The sequence below is a fragment of the Novosphingobium rosa NBRC 15208 genome, assembly GCF_001598555.1.
In the GTDB taxonomy this organism is placed as follows: Bacteria; Pseudomonadota; Alphaproteobacteria; order Sphingomonadales; family Sphingomonadaceae; genus Novosphingobium; species Novosphingobium rosa.
On the sequence record NZ_BCZE01000016.1, the window covers coordinates 42500 to 59931 of the forward strand.

At 63.9% G+C, this 17432-nt stretch carries 19 protein-coding genes and 1 riboswitch; of the genes, 11 read left to right on the forward strand and 8 right to left on the reverse strand.

Annotated features, from left to right (window positions below):
* Positions 1-6 precede the first annotated feature (6 nt).
* Positions 7-669, reverse strand: a complete 663-nt coding sequence (locus SR3_RS06945; protein ID WP_245653807.1) for an HAD family hydrolase — start codon at positions 667-669, stop codon at positions 7-9.
* Positions 670-736: 67 nt separating this feature from the next.
* On the reverse strand, positions 737-1021 hold the full coding sequence (locus SR3_RS32170; protein ID WP_068082796.1) for a hypothetical protein: 285 nt from the start codon (positions 1019-1021) through the stop codon (positions 737-739).
* A 55-nt stretch (positions 1022-1076) separates the two neighbouring features.
* Between SR3_RS32170 and SR3_RS06955 the strand changes: the two genes are divergently transcribed.
* Both SR3_RS06955 and SR3_RS06960 read left to right on the forward strand, forming a co-directional pair.
* Entirely contained in the window at positions 1077-1289 is a 213-nt protein-coding gene (locus tag SR3_RS06955) for a tautomerase family protein (RefSeq protein ID WP_068082799.1), read from the forward strand.
* A 211-nt stretch (positions 1290-1500) separates the two neighbouring features.
* On the forward strand, positions 1501-2031 hold the full coding sequence (locus tag SR3_RS06960; protein ID WP_174549134.1) for a hypothetical protein: 531 nt from the start codon (positions 1501-1503) through the stop codon (positions 2029-2031).
* A gap of 114 nt (positions 2032-2145) precedes the next feature.
* Here SR3_RS06960 and SR3_RS06965 read toward each other — a convergent pair whose 3' ends face one another.
* Positions 2146-2913, reverse strand: a complete 768-nt coding sequence (locus SR3_RS06965; RefSeq protein ID WP_068082806.1) for an SDR family NAD(P)-dependent oxidoreductase — start codon at positions 2911-2913, stop codon at positions 2146-2148.
* Entirely contained in the window at positions 2913-4244 is a 1332-nt protein-coding gene (gene hisD, locus SR3_RS06970; protein ID WP_068082889.1) for a histidinol dehydrogenase, read from the reverse strand. Before hisD ends, SR3_RS06965 begins: the two co-directional genes overlap by 1 nt.
* Positions 4245-4392: 148 nt before the next feature.
* On the opposite strand from hisD, the gene SR3_RS06975 reads away from it, so the two are divergent.
* Genes SR3_RS06975 through SR3_RS06990 form a run of 4 tightly spaced genes read left to right on the forward strand, consistent with a single transcriptional unit; the run spans position 4393 to position 6846 of the window.
* The gene (locus tag SR3_RS06975; protein ID WP_245653808.1) at positions 4393-5490 is read left to right on the forward strand and encodes a LacI family DNA-binding transcriptional regulator; all 1098 of its coding nucleotides are present in this window, start codon (positions 4393-4395) and stop codon (positions 5488-5490) included.
* A 19-nt stretch (positions 5491-5509) separates the two neighbouring features.
* Positions 5510-5755, forward strand: coding sequence for a hypothetical protein (locus tag SR3_RS31150; protein WP_068082809.1), 246 nt, complete (start codon positions 5510-5512; stop codon positions 5753-5755).
* The gene (locus SR3_RS06985) at positions 5755-6306 is read left to right on the forward strand and encodes an SOS response-associated peptidase family protein (RefSeq protein ID WP_068082814.1); all 552 of its coding nucleotides are present in this window, start codon (positions 5755-5757) and stop codon (positions 6304-6306) included. Before SR3_RS31150 ends, SR3_RS06985 begins: the two co-directional genes overlap by 1 nt.
* 24 nt (positions 6307-6330) lie before the next feature.
* Complete coding sequence (locus tag SR3_RS06990; RefSeq protein WP_068082818.1) at positions 6331-6846, forward strand: CYTH domain-containing protein; 516 nt, start codon at positions 6331-6333, stop codon at positions 6844-6846.
* Here the strand turns inward: SR3_RS06990 and SR3_RS30465 are convergent.
* Positions 6794-6970 carry a DUF1289 domain-containing protein gene (locus SR3_RS30465; protein WP_084455105.1) on the reverse strand — a complete coding sequence of 59 codons (177 nt, stop codon included), beginning with the start codon at positions 6968-6970 and terminating at the stop codon, positions 6794-6796. The two genes, SR3_RS06990 and SR3_RS30465, sit on opposite strands and share 53 nt — an antisense overlap.
* Before the next feature lie 91 nt (positions 6971-7061).
* Between SR3_RS30465 and SR3_RS06995 the strand changes: the two genes are divergently transcribed.
* A complete protein-coding gene (locus tag SR3_RS06995) occupies positions 7062-7679 on the forward strand; it encodes a hypothetical protein (protein ID WP_068082821.1) in 618 nt (205 codons plus the stop codon).
* Positions 7676-9025, forward strand: coding sequence for a hypothetical protein (locus SR3_RS07000; RefSeq protein ID WP_068082824.1), 1350 nt, complete (start codon positions 7676-7678; stop codon positions 9023-9025). The genes SR3_RS06995 and SR3_RS07000 overlap by 4 nt, the downstream gene beginning before the upstream one ends.
* Before the next feature lie 53 nt (positions 9026-9078).
* Here SR3_RS07000 and SR3_RS31155 read toward each other — a convergent pair whose 3' ends face one another.
* Positions 9079-9252 (reverse strand): hypothetical protein, encoded by a 174-nt coding sequence (locus SR3_RS31155; RefSeq protein ID WP_157098685.1) that lies wholly within the window; start codon positions 9250-9252, stop codon positions 9079-9081.
* 193 nt (positions 9253-9445) lie between these two features.
* Between SR3_RS31155 and SR3_RS07005 the strand changes: the two genes are divergently transcribed.
* The 3 genes from SR3_RS07005 to SR3_RS07015 all read left to right on the forward strand — a co-directional run bounded on the left by SR3_RS07005 (position 9446) and on the right by SR3_RS07015 (position 15797).
* Positions 9446-11476 carry a putative bifunctional diguanylate cyclase/phosphodiesterase gene (locus SR3_RS07005; RefSeq protein WP_068082825.1) on the forward strand — a complete coding sequence of 677 codons (2031 nt, stop codon included), beginning with the start codon at positions 9446-9448 and terminating at the stop codon, positions 11474-11476.
* Positions 11477-11570: 94 nt separating this feature from the next.
* Positions 11571-11806: riboswitch (cobalamin riboswitch) on the forward strand.
* A gap of 362 nt (positions 11807-12168) precedes the next feature.
* The gene (locus tag SR3_RS07010; RefSeq protein WP_084455109.1) at positions 12169-14349 is read left to right on the forward strand and encodes a TonB-dependent receptor; all 2181 of its coding nucleotides are present in this window, start codon (positions 12169-12171) and stop codon (positions 14347-14349) included.
* 11 nt (positions 14350-14360) lie between these two features.
* Positions 14361-15797, forward strand: coding sequence for a hypothetical protein (locus SR3_RS07015; RefSeq protein ID WP_068082826.1), 1437 nt, complete (start codon positions 14361-14363; stop codon positions 15795-15797).
* A 2-nt stretch (positions 15798-15799) separates the two neighbouring features.
* On the opposite strand, the gene SR3_RS07020 is transcribed toward SR3_RS07015, so the two are convergent.
* The gene (locus SR3_RS07020; RefSeq protein ID WP_068082827.1) at positions 15800-16351 is read right to left on the reverse strand and encodes a hypothetical protein; all 552 of its coding nucleotides are present in this window, start codon (positions 16349-16351) and stop codon (positions 15800-15802) included.
* 53 nt (positions 16352-16404) lie between these two features.
* Positions 16405-17328 (reverse strand): DUF481 domain-containing protein, encoded by a 924-nt coding sequence (locus SR3_RS07025; protein ID WP_084455111.1) that lies wholly within the window; start codon positions 17326-17328, stop codon positions 16405-16407.
* Positions 17329-17432 lie beyond the last annotated feature (104 nt).

The window sequence follows — 17432 nt, forward strand, 5'->3', positions numbered from 1 at the left end:
ACGCGGTCAGCCGGGCGAAAGGATTTTTCCGCCCGGCTTCAGACGCGGATCGTGGTAATCGCGGATCACCGGATGGTCCCCGGGCCATGGATCCCTATGGGTGGCGCTGACGACGATCACGCTCGCCCCGGCGGCCTCTCCGGCGCAGACGCCTGCCGGGGAATCCTCGAACACCACGCAGCGCGCGGGATCGACGCCCAACCGCTGCGCGCCAAGCAGGAAACCGTCTGGGGCGGGCTTGCTGCGGGGCACATCCTCGGCGCAGATCAGCACTTTGGGCAAGGGCAAGCCCACCGCCTGAAGCCGTGCCATGGCCAGACGGCGATGGGCCGAAGTGACGATGGCCCAGCGCTCGGGCGGCAGGCTGGAGAGGAAGGCGGCGGCGCCCGGGATGGCTTCGGTGCCGTCCATATCCTCCATTTCGGCGCGCACGATGTGGGCGACTTCCACTTCCGGATCGAGACCGGGGAGGTTTTCGCGGCGCACCACCTCAATGGCCTGCACCCCATGGATACGCTTGAGAAAGCTCTCGACCTCGATGCCGTTGCGCTCTGCCCATGCGCCCCACACCCGCTCGACCGAGGGGATGGAAGTGAGCAGCGTGCCATCCATATCGAACAGCCAGCCGTCGAAACCGGATGCGCGATCCATCGTGTCTGCGTGATCCATATCCGGCGCTATAAAGGCCTCAGCGCGGGACGCCAGAGCATTTTTGTGTGACAATCCAAAGCGGAAATTACAGCGGTGCGGTCTGGAACAGTCCCGTGATCCAGTCGAGAAACACCCGCGCACGGTGGGCCAGCTGCCGATTCTGCGGATAGAGCGCGGAAAGCGGCGTGGGGCTTGGCGGAAAATTGATGCCGATCCCGCAAGCGTCGGGCAGGCGGTGACCGATGTAGTTGGCATGGAGCATGGCGCGCGCCCGTTCCGCCTCGTGATCGACCCGGCCAGCGATGGATCGGAAGTGAGCTTCGCGGTGATCGACAGGGTTCGCGCTGAATTCCTGCGCCGCATCGACCATGCCGACCTTCTTCACCCTGCCAAGTAATGTTCAATCACCCACAGGAGTAAAATCCATGCCTTTTGCCAATTTCAAATTCCCTCAGGCCGCGATGAACAAGGCTCAGAAGGAAGAGCTGGTTCACCGCACCACCGCCATGCTGGCCGACTATTTCGGCGAGGGCGCCGAAGCCCACACCATGGTGCTGATCGAGGAGGTGCCCGACGGCGGCTATGCCCGCGCCGATGAGGTCTTCATCATTCCCGAGGCCTATCGCGCCAGGGACTGACAGGCATCCGCGATGGCCAGGATGGCCGCTCTCACGTTGGTGAGGGCGGCCTTTTCCATTGCCGATCCCGGCCTGCCATCTGTGACACTTCACCCTCCGCCCCATGACACTTTACCCCGCTTGCGTTGGTAAAGTGTCACCAGTGTTATTTGTGCGACTCGCCGGTTTGTAGGGGATTCACTTTCCGTTCCCGATGTGCTTACTGCTGTCCATGCGCCAGATGGACCTCTTTGCCCGCAATGATGTCGTGGAAGATCTCAATCTTCCGGCTCTGCTGCAGCGCCTTGCCGATGTCTCCACGCGGCCGCGCTATACGTTCATGGTGCTCAATCTGATTGCGCGGGTGGCAGGGGCGTCTGACAGCGCCGGGCCCTATGTGCGGGAGAGGGGAGAGGTCATTCCCGTGCGCGACTGGCTCAGCGATGCGATGATCCCGGTCACCCATCGCGAGGCACGCCGCCGGGCGGTGGTGGCCCATGTCCGCGCCGATCTGGAAAGCCGCCATATGTTGCCCGAAGACCCGCATCTGGCTGAACAGATGATCGCTGACGAGGTGCGCGGGCGGCTGCGCCAGTCGGGGCGCACCAATGTCAGCCGTGCCGTGTCCGATCTGGTGCGTGCCGGTTTTCTGCGCCGCCATTATCAGGGCTATCGCGTCGACCATGAAAATCGCGGGGCGCAGCGCGAAGCGGTCTACACCATCACGCCTGCCGTCAAACGGGCTCTGGGCAAGGCGAGCTAGGCCCTGGCAGGTTTTTCCTGCGGAGACCGGTTATGATAATCTATCTTATGTTAAAAAGATTGCCATCAATCGATGCTGAGGGTCTGGTGGCTTTCTGCCGGAAAGCCACCAGATTTAATCCGCCGTCCAGCCGCCATCGACGATCAGGCTGGTGCCGGTGATCAGCGCCGAAGCCTCACTGGCCAGAAACACCACCGGACCCATCAGATCCTCGACCGTGCCGATACGACCCAGCTTGATCTTGGCCAGCACGCTGGCGCGAAAGGCTTCATCCTCGAAGAAAGGCTTGGTCATCGGGGTTTCGATAAAGGTCGGCGCGATGGTGTTGGAGCGGATGCCATGCGGCGCCAGATCCAGCGCAAAGGCCTTGTTCATCCCCTCGATCGCCCATTTGGAAGCGCAGTACAGCGAGCGCTTCGGCCCGCCGACATGACCCATCTGCGATCCCATATGGATCAGGCTGCCCTTCACGCCCTCAGCAATCATCGTCTTCACCGCGCCCTGCGCCACGAAGAAAGCGCTCTTCACATTGAGGTCGAGCACGGCGTCATAATCCGCCTCGCTGACCTCCCACAGGGGCATGGGGCGGTTGGTGCCCGCATTGTTGACCAGCGTGTGGAAGGCCGGACGTTCGGCGAAAAACCGCTCCACAGCGCCAATATCGCTGACGTCCAGCACCGCCGCCTGAGCCTGGCCGCCCGCCGCGTTGATAGCGGCAGCGCCTTCCTCGATTTCATGCGCGGTGCGGGCGGCAAGGGTCACCTGCGCGCCGGCCTGCGCCAGAGCGGCGGCGGCGGCAAGGCCAATGCCTCGCCCCGCCCCCGTCACCAGCGCGCGCTGCCCATCGAGCCGGAAGGCCGGCGTCTGTGGCAGCGCCTCCATCAGACAGCCGTCAGTTCGCTGGGCTCGACCTGCCCGGCATAGGGCACGTCGCGGCCACCGAAGCGGCGCACGCGGATGTTGGCCTGTTCGCCATGACCGGCAAAGCCTTCCAGCGCGCAGAGGCGGCTGCAATATTCGCCGATCAGGGCGCTCGCCTCATCGGTGGTGACGCGCTGATAGGTGCAGGTCTTGAGGAACTTGCCGACCCACAGACCGCCCGTGTAACGCGCCGCCTTCCTGGTGGGCAACGTGTGATTGGTGCCGATCACCTTGTCACCGAAGGACACATTGGTGCGGTTGCCCAGGAACAGCGCGCCATAATTGGTCATGTTCTTCAGGAAATAGTCGGGGTCAGCCGTCATCACCTGCACATGCTCGCTGGCGATCTCGTCGGCCACGCGCACCATCTCCTCATAGCTTTCGGCCACGATCACCTCGCCATAGGTTTCCCATGCCTTGCGAGCATGATCCGCCGTGGGGAGAATTTCAAGCAGGCGATCGATTTCCTTCATCGTCGCGCGGGCGAAGGCTTCGCTGTTGGTTAGCAGCACGCCGGGGCTGTCAGGGCCATGCTCGACCTGACCCAGAATGTCGGTGGCGGCCATTTCGGGGTCGCAGCCAATTTCGTCGGCGATGATCAGCGTTTCGGTTGGCCCGGCGAACAGATCGATGCCGACGCGGCCAAACAGCTGGCGCTTGGCCTCGGCCACAAAGGCATTGCCGGGGCCGACAAGGATGTCGACCGGATCGATCGTTTCCGTGCCGATGGCCATGGCGCCGATCGCCTGAATGCCGCCCAGCGCATAGATGGCATCAGCGCCAGCCAGCGCCTGAGCCGCCACGATGGCGCGCGCGGGCTTGCCCTGAAACGGCGGAGCGCAGGTGATGACGCGCTTCACGCCCGCCACCTTGGCGGTGATCACCGACATATGTGCCGAGGCCAGCAGCGGATACTTCCCGCCCGGCACATAGCAACCGGCAGCATTCACCGGCAGGTTCTTGTGGCCCAGCACCACGCCGGGCAGCGTCTCGACCTCGACATCCTTGACGCTGTCGCGCTGGATCTGCGCGAAGTTGCGCACCTGCGTCTGGGCGAATTCGATGTCCTTGCGCTCTTGCGGGGTCAGGCTCTCCACGGCGGCATCGATCTCGGCCTGAGACAGGCGGTAATCCTCGCGGTCCCACTTGTCGAACTTGATGCTCATGTCGCGCAGAGCCGCGTCGCCGCGCTTCTCGATATCGGCCAGAGCCGCTTCCACGATATCGCGAACCTTGCGATCGGCTTCCGCCTTCACCTCGGCTGCCGCGCCGCGCTTGAGATACTGGGCCATCGTCATCCTCCTCTTCGAGTGGTGGGCACACGCCCGTCCCGACTCGTTGGTGACGATGAATACATAATCATAGAGATTTTCCAACCCGGCATTTTCAAAATAACAACATCTATTTTACAGGGAAAATATAAATGAATGCATATTCAAATTGCCTTGCAAGCCTTTCACCCGCTACCACCCCTTCATGGTCCGCGATCCCACCCTCTCCGCCCCTGCCGTTTCCGTCCACGATGTGGCGCGCGCGGCGGGTGTTTCGCAATCGGCGGTGTCGCGCGCCTTCACGCCGGGCTCCAGCCTGTCACCCGACAAGCGCGACCGCATCATCGCCATCGCCGCACAGATGGGATACCGTCCCAACCCGCTGGCCCGCTCCCTGCTGCGGGGCAAATCGAACATCATCGGCGTGGGGGTGGGCGATCTGGCCAACCCCTTTTTCGTGCAAACGCTGCAATTGCTCTCGCAAGCGCTGGAGAGCGCCAATCTGCGCCTGATGCTGTTCCCGGCGCATCGTTCAGAGAATGGGGGCTCGCAGGGCGCAGAGCCTTCCCTTCAGGAGGTGCTGCATTACCGCATCGATGCGCTGGTGCTGCTCTCGGTCAGCCTGTCGTCGAAACTGGCCGAGGAATGCCGCCGCGCTCAGGTGCCGATCATCCTCTACAACCGCACGACTGGCCAGCACGACGCCTCCTGCGTGGTGGGCGACAACACCATGGGCGCGCGCACCATCGCGGCCCATCTGCTGGGGGGCGGCCACCAACGCCTCGCCTTCCTTGCGGGCACGCCGGAAAGCTCCACCAACGCCCAGCGCGAGGCGGGCTTCAACGCCTATCTGGCGGAACAAGGCCACCCCGCCCCCATCCGTGAGGAAGGCCATTTCTCCTTCGACGCTTCGCTGGCCGCGACGCGCCGCCTGCTGGTCCGCCCCGACCGCCCCGACGCCATCTTCTGCGCCAATGACACGATGGCGCTCGCCGCTTTGACCGTGGCGCGTCATGAGTTCGGGCTGGATGTCGGGCGCGAGATTTCCATCGCGGGCTATGACGACGTGCCGATGGCCAGTTGGCCCTCCTTCGGGCTGACCAGCTATTCACAACCCGCAACCCGGATGGTGGATGAGACCGTCAGGCTGATCCATGCCTTGCGCACCCGGGCCGAAAGCCATGAAGAGGTGCAATGCCCCGGCACGCTGATGGTGCGCGGCAGCACCCGCCCCGTCAAGTTCAAGGGCCCTACCATGGAGGGCTGATGCGGAGTAAGGGCATGGCATGAAGACCAACCGTGCCCTCTCCGCCGCCCGCGCCCGCGAAGACCGGGAAAAATGCCTCGCCTGGCTGATCCCGCATATGCGCGATGGCAAGCCCAAACTGCACAGCAAGGATGGCTATCGCGATCTGGCGCGTCAGGAATTCAGCTTTTCCGCTGCCGCTTTCAACGATGCCTGGATCTGGGCGGTGGAGGAAACCGGCCGTCAGGACTGGTACGAAGGCATAAGGCGCGAAGAGCAGGACTGATGCCCCGGACCTACCACCTCGATGCGCCTGCCGATGCGATTGGCCGGGCCATGGGCGCCGATGCTCGGGGCGATGTCTGGCAGGGCGGCACGGTGGCGCCCACGGGATACGCTCCCGTGGTGATCGGTCGCAAAGAGGGGGCAAGGCTGGTGCCGCGCCAATGGGGCGTGCCGCCTCCCCCGCGCGGTGAGCATGTCGTCACCCATTTGCGCAACATCGCCAGCCCCTTCTGGATCGGCACCTTGCGGCATACGGAATTTCGCTGTCTGGTGCCCGCCACCCATTTTGCGGGCAGCGGCAAGGCATGGCTGGCCGTGCCATCCATGCCGATCTTCGCCTTCGCCGGCATCTGGCGCGATTCCGAAGTGCCCAGCTTCGCCATTCTCACCACCGAGGGCCGCATGCCTGTCGGGGCGGAGAGCAGCAGCGCCACCATGCCGGTGATCCTGCATCCGCGCGATTACCGCGCCTGGCTGCATCAGGACTGGAAACAGGCGCAACGTCTGGTCGCGCCTTTCCCCGCGCAATTGCTGCGCAGTCTTTGCTCCTGACACATTGCATGAGATAGACCTGCTATGCCTGTTGAGATCGAACGCAAATTCCTCGTCACCGATGACAGCTGGCGCATGGCGGCAGGCCCCGGAGAGCGGCTCTGCCAAGGCTATCTGGCGCAAGGGGAACAGAGCAGCGTGCGGATCAGGCTGGCAGGCGAGCGGGCGTGGTTGACCGTCAAGGGCGTCGCCCCCGGCATCTCCCGCCCGGAGTTTGAATATGCCATCCCCGTCGCCGATGCCGAGGCGATGCTTGGCATGTGCCCGCAGCCTTTGGTGACCAAGACCCGCTACCGCGTGCCGTATGAAACGCTGATCTGGGAGGTGGACGTGTTCGAGGGCCATGCAGCCGGGCTGATCATGGCGGAAGTCGAACTGTCCGACGCGGACCAGACCGTGTCCCTTCCCCCATGGGCGGGCCGTGAGGTGAGCGACGATCCGGCCTATCGCAATGCCGCCATCGCCATTCGCTCGCCGCTGGAGCCGCTCACCGCCCGTTCGCGGCCAGTTTCTTCAACCGCCGCGGCAGATCGGCGCTGACCTTGCGCAACTCGTGAGGCTGGGCCTTTTTCCATGCGCGGCATTCAGGCTTGGTCCGCCCACAACCGCGACACCAGCCGGTGCGGCCATCAAACACACAATTCTCGATACAGGGGGAGCGCATGGCGCGCGCCTAGCCGATCATTCCGCCCGTCACAATCGATAACAAATCATGGCGCGTTGCACCCATCCGCGATCCATTTATACAGACGCGCATGAAGCCCCTGTTCTTGTTGCTCGCCGCTGTAACTGCCGATCCTGCCGAGGATTTCAACGCGGACAGCGTTGATCTTGTCGATGCGTTGACCTGCCGTCTGGAGGCTCCGGCCTACAATGGTTTCGCCATGGCGTTGGCCAGTGGTGGCGCGGATGCTCCGGATGCGAAACGTGGCTGGCGCAAGCTGAAGACCGACAATCCCTATATGATCGAGTACCAACTGCCCGCACCCATCACACTGGCGGGCCATTACGCCACCAGCCACATTGGCTTCACCGCCAACGGCGTGGTGGGCTTTCTCGACCAGCCCGACCCATCGGTGATTGCCAAGCCCGAAGGCATCGCGAATGCCATGGACCCGGAACCGCTGATCCGGAGCCTGACCGCCTCGGGCAAGGTGACCCGCGCGCAGATCGAGAAGGAAATCACCTTCCACAAATTCATGGGCCAGAAGGTGGTGGTGGACAGCCAGACCCCGCCCGCGCCGGGCGAAAGCTTCGGCATGCATAAGCGCATCACCCATGAGATTTCCAACGTCAGCACCGCGCCGGGCAAGACGCTCTATGGTTGCTCCTACCAGATCGAGCCGACCGACAAGGATGGGAAGCCGCTATGATCCTGCCTCTGCTGCTGGCCATGGCGACCGCCGAACCGACCGCGACGGAAGAGCCCCTCAACGATGTCTATATGGGCACGCTGGTCGTCAACGCGGAGCGGCCCGCAGTGGTGCTGGCGCGCTGCGATCTGGGCAACACGCTCTATGTGCTGCGCGATGCCAAGGGCCGCCATGCGGTGATGGATCTGCTGAAGGCGAAGCCCTCCGACGCGCCGCTCTATGGCGAGGTGATTGGCAGCTATCAGGAGGAAAAGGGCGTCAATGTGCTGACCGTTTCCGCCATCACCGGGTTGAAACGGGGCAAGGATTGCCATCTGCGGCCCGTGTCAGAGGCGGGGGTGGGAGATGCCGATTTCACAGGCCATTATTATCTCTCCGGCGTGCATGAGGTCGGGTCGGAGCTGCTGCTGCGTGCCGATGGTCGTTTCGAGTGGATGCTCTCCTATGGCGCGGTGGACAATGGCGCCACGGGCCACTGGGCGCGGCAGGGCAAGGTCATCGTGCTGACCGCCGACAAGCCCGAAAAGGACAGACCACTTTTCGCGCTGCAACAGATCAGGCCATGGAATGAAGAGGCCGAAACCCGCCTGCTGGCCGAGCGGCGCGATGCGCAAGAGCGCAAAGTGCGTGAGCGCTGCCCTTTCTTCACCGATGATTTCGTCGCCACCGCCACCCCCCTGCCCGATTCCGGGGATCGCCCTTCACCCGAAGTCCTGAAAACCCGCGCCGCTGAAGCTTTGGCCAAGGCGCTGACCGCGCGCGGCAAGGTGGAGGTGCTGGCGCGGCAGGTGGTGGCTCAGCCTGAGCCGGGCGCGCAGCCCGATACGATCCAGTCCATTCTCTCCGACTGGATGATGGCGCGCAGCGCGGCGCTTCAGGCGGCCAGCGATGCCGGTCTGCCCGAGCCCGAGATCGCCCGTCCCACACTTCCCGCCGCCTGCACCCTGCCGCCTGAAGCGGCCCCCGGAAAGACATGGATCGGCGGCCGGGCGGTGTTCCTCAGCGATGGCGGAGATCGCGGGCTGCGGGGCGTGGATGTGGCCATGGTGCTGGCCGATGGCCACCGCGTGACCCTCACCACGGACCGCCGCGGCTTTGCCGCGCTCCCCAATGACAGCCAGCCCGGCGCGGTGAGCGCCCTTGTGCTGTCCATCGCAGGGCATGAACAGCGGATCGATCTGGCATCCCCGGGCCATGGCCCGATGGAGAAGGGCATCGCGGCGATCACGCTGGATGTCAGACAGTTGGCCCAGCCAGCCTTCGACACCATGCGACTGACCATCGAGGGCGGGGATCTGATCCCCGGCGAGATGCTGCGCTCTGGCCGCTATCATCGCCAGCCATAAATAAACAGCGGGTGGTGGCCCCCAGCCACCGCCCGCTGCGCACAAGGGTGAGTTTACGCCGCGGCCTGACCCAGCAGCACTCTGGCTTTTTTCTCGAACAAAGCGGCGCGGTTGCGGTGCCGGTCTGCGTCACGCATGTCGGTACCCTCCCAATCCGTGATGGCGGCTTTCTCGCGCTCTTCGCCGGCGCGCATCAGATAATAGGCGGCGTCGATCTGATCGAACATGGCTTTCCTCTCCTTGCTGTCACCTTTGGCGACTCGCGGGATCTTCCATAGCACAGCTCTGTTTCCCGTTCAGGTCAGCTTTGTGACACTGCGTGATTCTGCGCATGAAATGTAGCCCATGGGTATCAGTCTTTTCACCAGTCGCAGCCTAAGGAGGAGCCCTGTCGCCCAGCTTGGAAAAGAGGAAGCACGCGTGCGCCTATCGCGCCTGGTCCAATGGTATGCAGACATCGGCAAGGACCCCGCGCTGGCCGTTTCCCAGGCGATCAACCTCCAGCGGCAGGTGCCGTTGCTCTATGGGCTGCTGCTGATCAATTCGCTGGCCGTGGCGATCACCCACCGTCAGGATGCTCCCCGTGCCCTGACCATCAGCGCCCCGGCGGTGCTGTTCACCATCACCGTGATCCGCATGATCCGCTGGTTGAAAGAGTCGCGCTCCGGGCCGCCCAGTCCCGAAAAGGCACAAAGCCAGCTGCGTTTGACCACCGCTCTGGCCGGGCCGATCGCCATTGCCTATATCGTCTGGTCGCTGATGCTCTCGCCCTATGGTGGGCCTTTCGAGCAGGCGCATATCGGGCTCTATATCTCGACGACGGTGATCGGCTGCATTTTCTGCCTGATGGTGTTGCCCCAGGCGGCGCTGATCGTGGCGCTGACGGTGCTGCCGACCTTTATCGTTGCCTGCCTGCTGCGCGCCGAACTGACCTTCGTGACCATCGGCATCAACGTCGCGCTGGTGCTGGGCGTGCTGCTTCGGGTGCTGTTCAACAGCTTCGAACATTTCCGCAATCAGGTGCTTTCCAAGGACCGGCTGGATGAACAGCATGAGGAATTGCAGCGCCTGAACGAGGAAAATCGCAATCTGGCCCTGACCGACAGCCTGACAGCGCTTCCCAATCGCCGCAGCTTTTACGCCGATCTCGATGAGTTGACCGAGGGCAAGGACAGCGCGCCTTTCGCCATGGGGGTGCTGGACCTCGACCGGTTCAAGCCGATCAACGACACTTATGGCCATCAGGTCGGCGACCGGCTGCTGAGCGCCATCAGCACCCGTCTGCGCGAAACCGCCGGGCCTTTCGTGCGGGTCTATCGCCTTGGCGGCGATGAATTCGGCCTGATCGACACCAGCGGCGGCGATTTCGCCCAGACCTGCGAACGGCTGCTGCAACAGGTGCAGGCCCCGTTGCATATCGGCGAGATCGTTCTGAGCGTGGGTGGATCCCTGGGCATCGCGCGCTATCCCGAAGCAGGCACGCAGGCCGCCGATCTGTTCGACCGGGCGGATTACGCGCTTTACCACGCCAAGCATGTCAATGGCGGGGGCATTTGCGTCTTCACCGCCTCGCTGGAAACGGCGGTGCGGGCCGATCGCGCCATCGAGGTGGCGCTTCAGGCCAGCACGCTGGAGGATGAGCTGTCCATCGTGCTGCAGCCCATCGTCGAACTGGCCAGCGCAAAGCTGGGCGCGGTGGAGGTGCTGGCGCGCTGGACCAGTCCCTTGGTGGGCGAAGTCTCCGCTGCCGATTTCATCGCCATCGCCGAAAGGTCAACAGCGATCCACAGCATCACGCGGGCGATCTTCAAAAAAGGTCTGAAGGCTGCGCAACAACTGCCTGACGATGTTTCTGTTTCCTTCAACATCTCGGCCTGCGACCTGACCTCCGCCACCACGCTGGCTTTCGTGCGGCGCGAGATCCAGCGGGCGGGGATCGCGCCCGAACGCATCTGGATCGAGGTGACCGAAACGGCGGTGATGCGCAATGCCGAGGCCGCCGCCGAAAGCCTGCAAGCCTTCCGCGATCTGGGCGTGCGCATCGCGCTCGACGATTTCGGCACGGGCTATTCCAGCCTCGGTTATGTCCAGCGCCTGCCGCTCGACAAGGTGAAGATCGACCGCAGCTTCGTGACCGGCCTTGGCAGCGAGAAGGACGGCACGATCACGGCGGCGGTGATCACCCTGTGCCACACAATCGGCCTGTCCTGCTGCGCGGAAGGCGTGGAGACCGACGACCAGCGCCGTATCCTTCAAGCGGCGGGCTGCGAGCATGCGCAGGGCTATCTTTTCAGCAAGCCCCTTACGCTGGCCGAACTGCTTGAGCGCTGCGCCCGGCCAGAGGGCATGGTCGAATGGCTGGACAGCCGGTTTGACGCCGGAAGCCGGTCCGGCGCTTCGGGGAATGCCGGAGGAAAGCCCGGCGGGGGCAAGGTCTCCAACGCGGCCTGAAGCTTCATGCCACGCTTTCTCCCGCCACCAGCGGGCAACGCATTTTCAACTTGCGCCTCCCCTCCACTTCTGTTCATAGACGCGCCGAAGGCATCTGCCTTCCACTCGTAACGGTGCCCGCAAGGGCTTAATAGGGAACATGGTGAGGATCATCTGATCCGAAACCGGGCTGTCCCTGCAACTGTGAGCGGCGAGTGCGATACAAGGGCATCCTGCCAAAGCGCCGGGATGCAGCCACTGGGCCGGACGCAAAATCATGCGAGGCCCGGGAAGGTTTGTACCGCATGACGACCCGCGAGCCAGGAGACCTGCCGATGCGTGTCGCTCTTGCCCGGCCCAGGGGATGGCCAAGGCACGGTTGCACTTCCGTCTGAGCGACGAACAGCATGGCCGGGGGCCATGGACGCCGCAGCGTGCGGGGGACAGCGCCTGCCCGCCCGCTGCAGCGCGTGACCGACGTGCGCCTGACAGGCGCGCGCCGGATACAGGCCCCCTGCCCGTCATCCGGCGCGGGAGGGATTATGATGAGCAAACAGACAGATCGGCCAAGGCGGGCGAGCCCAGGTAACGCCGCCTGCAACGGGCTGTAACGGTTCGCCAACCGTAAAGAACTGGCCTGCGGCGGCGGCATCTCGCAACCCCGCGCGCCACGACCAGGACGACATTCAAAAACCATCAGGGGGACCATTTCTGTGATCCACACGCTTCACCCGGCCATCCGTTTCGGCCTTGGCGCAACCTGCCTGACGCCGCTGGCCATCGCCGCGGCCGCTCATGCCCAGACCGTTCACGACGCCGATAACATTCTGGTGATCGGCCAGCAGACGCAGGTGCTGACCCGGCCTGACGCCACCGGCAGCCGTCTGAACCTCACACCGCTGCAGACCCCGGCCTCGATCGCCAGCATCGATGGCGAGGCGATCCGCGCGCGCGGCGACATGTCCATCGCCGAGGCCGAAGCCCGCGCGCCCGGCTTCTTCAACATCGGCAACCCCGGCAATGGCGGCACCGCTCTGGCGGCGCGTGGGTTCAGCGGGCAAGGCTCGATCCTGCAGCTGATCGACGGCGTGCGCCTCTTCCCGGCAGCAGGCACCATCACCTTCCCCACCGACCCATGGATGGCCGAGCGGATCGATATCCTCAGCGGCCCGGCCTCGGTGCTCTATGGGCAGGGTTCGCTGGGCGGTGCGGTCAATGTGATCATGCGCAAGCCCAACACCGGGCGGACCGAGTTTGAGAGCGAGATCGGTTATGGTTCGCAGAACACCTTCCATGCGGCGGCGGGGCTTGGCGGGCCGATCGGGGATCGCCTGTCCTACCGGGTGGATGCCAGCTATCGCCGCTCGGACGGCTATGTCGATCGCGGCCATTCGGACAGTCTGGCTTTGTCCGGCACGCTGCGCTGGGCCACCACCGACACGCTGACCTTCACCCTCCGCGAGGATTACGGCGACCAGCACCCCATGAAATACACCGGTACGCCGCTGGTGAACGGCAGGCTGGATCTGGGCCTGCGCCATCAGAACTACAATGTGGGCGACGCGCATATCCGCTACCGCGACAACCGCACCACGCTGCAAACCGACTGGACGCCGTCCGACAGCATCAGCCTCACCAATCTGGGCTATGTGCTGACCAGCAAACGCCAGTGGCGCGATCTGGAAAGCTACTGCTGGGTGGGAGCCAGCGGCAATTGCCACAATGGCTACAACTACAGCCCCGCCACGCCCGGCAACATCTATCGCACAGACAATTACGGCATCGGCCATGATCAGACCCAGTGGGGCGATCAGGGCAGCGTGACGTTCAAGATTCCACTGTCGGGCAACATCAGCACCGATCTGGTGGCGGGCTTCGATGTCAACTCCATCCAGCTGACCTATTCCAACGATTTCGGATCGGACACGCAGGAAGACAGCGTCACCCCCACCGGCTTCAACCCCGGCCTGTTCTATGACACGCAGGGCATCGCTCCGCGCTATCGCACCCAGACCACCGAATATGCCTTTTTCGCGGAAGATCGCCTGAAGTTCGGGGACAAGCTCTCACTGATCACCGGCATCCGCCATGAAAATGACGAGATCAAGCGCTGGACCCGCACCTACCCCACCGGCAATGGCGGCGTCGATGCCTTCGTCTTCGATAAAAGGCTGAACAACACCACCTGGCGCGTGGGCGGCGTCTATCAGCCGATCCCCACCGTGTCGCTCTATGCGCAATACAGCACGGGCACCGATCCGCTGGGCACGCTGACGACCTATTCCACCGCCCAGACCCAGTTCAGCAATGCTACCGGCAATCAGGTGGAAGTGGGCGCCAAGGGCGGCTTCTGGGGCGGGCGCGGCACCGCCACGCTGGCGGCCTATCGGATCGTCAAGAAGGGGCTGCTCTATCAGCAGACGCTCAGCAGCCCGATCCAGCAGGTGGGGCAGCAATCGTCGAAGGGGATCGAGGCTTCGCTCTCGTTCAACCTGCCCGCAGGCTTCGGGATCGACGCCAATGGCACGGTGCTGAAGGCGCGTTACGACGATTTCTTCTCCAGCGGGGTCAGCTTCAACGGCAAGGCGCCGCCCAATGTGCCGCAGCAGGCCGCCAATCTTTGGCTGCGCTGGGATGCCACGAAGCAGATCCGCGCTCAGGCCGGGCTGCGTTATGTCGGGCACACTTACTCGGATACGGCCAACACGTTCCGCGTGCCAGCTTACGCCGTGGTGGATGCAGGGCTGTCCTATGCGGTGAACAGGCATGCGGCGGTGGATGTCCACATCTACAACCTGCTGGACAAGGCCTACGCCCAGACCACCTACAATGATGAGCAGTGGATTTTGGGCCGCCCGCGCTCGGTGGACGTCTCGCTGCGCACCAGGTTCTGAGGGCCCGAACCATGGCACGCAAAGCAACCGGGCAGCATCAGGCCAAACGCTGGCTTTACCTGACCCATCGCTGGGTGGGGATCGTCACCTGCCTGCTGTTTGCCATGTGGTTCGCCTCGGGGCTGGTGATGATCTATGTGCCCTATCCCTCGCTCTCGCCGGCTCAAAAGCTGGCGGGAGCGCAGGCCATCGACTGGCGTGCGGTGGACGTGCCGCCGCCCGTTTCCGCCGACACGCGAGGCCTGACGCTGGAGATGCGCGACGGCGCTCCGGTGTGGCGGGTCGAGCCATGGGACGCGCCCGCCATCACTCTGTCCGCCCATCGTGGAGCCGTTTTGCGCCCGGTGGATGCGGCTTTCGCGGCGCGGGCCGCGCAGGGTTTCGGCCATGCGCCGGTGAGCGATGTGGAGCACATGACCCGCGATCAGTGGACAGTGGCGGGAGGCTTCGATTGCCATCGGCCTTTGTGGAAGGTCAGTCTGGCCGATGCTCCGGGCACGCAGCTTTATGTGTCCTCCAGCACCGGCGGGGTGGTGCAGGCCACCACGCAGCGGATCCGTTTCTGGAACTGGCTGGGATCGGTGCCGCACTGGCTCTATCCCACCGTGCTGAGGCAGGACAATGCGGCCTGGCGACAGGTGGTGCTGTGGGTTTCCGGCCCCTGTATCGCCGGAGCGCTGGCGGGCATCTGGGTCGGCCTGTTGCGCACCCGCATGGGCAAGCGACGCTTCAAGGGCGGGCGCATGACGCCCTATCACGGCTGGATGCTGTGGCATCATGTCGCAGGCCTTGGTGGCGGTCTGTTCCTGCTGGCGTGGATTTTCAGCGGCTGGCTCTCGGTTGACCCCGGGCGGGTGTTTCAGACAGCCGCTTTGCCGGAACAGGCCGAGCGGGCCTATGCTCTGGGCACGCCGATGCCGCCGGTCGCGCTGGACCGGCTGCGAGACCTGGGGCGCGATGCAAGGCAAATCCGTCTGTCCCGCGATGGCGGGCTGGCGCGGATCGCCGTCTTCGGCGGCGATGGCGAACGCAAGGTTTTTGACGCTGCAGGACAAACGGTGCGGCCTGACGATCTCACCATCGCCAAAGCCGCCCAAGCCCTGATCCCGGCAGGCCATCTGCTCGCTGTCGAGCGGCTGACCGCCCCCGATGCCTATTGGTATAAGGCAGGCGCTCTGCCTCGGCTGCCGGTGTTACGCCTGCGTTTCGACGATCCGGCCCAAAGCTGGCTGCATATCGATCCCGAAACCGGCGCGGTCCTTGACCATCTCGATGCCCGCCGCCGAACCTATCGCTGGCTCTTCGATCTGCTTCACACATGGGACTTGAACAGCTTCACCCTCCATCGGCCCCTGTGGGATCTGTGGCTGTGGGTCTGGTCGCTGCTGGGGCTGGTCACCTCGATCAGCGGGGTGTGGATCGGCTGGAAAAGATTGCGCCGCGCCTGATCCTATTGGCCCGAAGAGTATTTCTCCAAAGCCTTCATCGCTGCGATATCTTCATGGGAATCGAATTCGCAGACCAGCATTGTCCTACCCTTCATCGCCGGTCCTTCGCGCGCCACGAGTGAGATCAGCCCCAGATCCTTCATCCTCTGATCCGCATCGGGCAGACGTCGCGAGAAACCCAGCGTGGAGGCGCCCAGCATAGGGTTGGTCTCACGCTCCAGCTGGTATTTTTGGGCCAGTTGCTCCGCGACATGGCCCTCGATCAGCACGCCGACGGCGGAACCGGCGAAGATCACCTCCTGCGTGGTGAAGCCATCCCGGGTGATCGGAGCGGGCAGATGATAGATCCCCGCGCCCATGATCGACATATCGGCTTTGCCCAGCTTTTCAGCCGCATTGTAAAGCGCTGTCGCATGCTCGAAGGAATAGGGGGGCTGGCACAGCGCCGCCGCGAAGAAATCAGGCGTGGTCTCGGCCTCGACCGGCGCCGGGGCGCAACACCAGAGCAAAGGCAGGGCGGCGAAGCGGCGCAAGGCCGAAGAACGGATCGACATAAAAGTAATCTAATGAATTGGTTGCTGGCAAGCAACCCGCCTGAGCAGCCCTATCAGAAACCATAGACAAAGGTCAGGCGCGATGTGGTGTTGGTCTTGGCCAGCCCCACCGGCGGCTGGGTTTCATGGTCGACCATGAAGCCCGCCTGCACCGAAAGCCGGCCGAACACCTTCATCGTCAGCGCGGTGTTGGCGGTTAGCGTGCTGTCGCCACTCTGGCCATAATAGGTGGCGTTTTCGGTGAAGACCACGCCGGGGCGGATGGTCCAGCTGTAATCGAGCCCCGCGCGCCCGGCCAGCTTGCCGTCATCATAACCAGTGCCGGCGATCAGATAGCCCGGCACATAGCGCGTCTGGCGCAAGGCGGGGCCGGCGGTGAGGTCCAGCTTCATGGTCGGCGTCTTCACGACCGTATAGCCCGCGCCCAAAGTCTCGCTGAAGCGCCGCTCGAAGCCGGAGAAGCGGTCGCCCTCCCAGCTGACGAGCCCCATCGCGAAGAAACGGTCGTTCAGCTTGTAATCCATCTGATAGCTGACAGCATGCTGATTGGCGGTGGTAACGCCGTTCTGCCGCGCATAATTGGCCGAGGCGATCACCGTATGGCGCCATTTGATGCCATTGCGCACCAGATTGAGGCCCAGCGAAATGCCGGTCGTCTCGGTGGTGCCGGTGGTGTTGGTCAGGCCCGCCTGCCCCTGCCCTTTCCAGCCCTGCCACGGCTTTTGGGTGCGGACCTTGGCGATCTGCTTGTCATCGGCCGCTTTCTGAAGGCCATTGGCCAGATCGTCGATCTCCTTGGCGGAATCCGGATTGGTCTTCTTGGCCAGATCGGCCACGGTCTTGAGCGTCACCGCATTGCCGGTGTCGGCGGCGGCGTGGATCATGGCGGCGATGCTGTCGGGAATGGGTTCGGCCTGAGCGGGAACCGCCACCAGCATGCCCGCTGCCCCGAAACCGAGCATGATTGTTGTGCGCATCGAAGTCTCCGCTGAAATGTTGCTGAACGGTAGCAGCCACGGCGCGCGCCGCGCGACCGCCTCAACCCTGCTGATCGTCAGAAAAGCGACCGTTCCGGCATCAT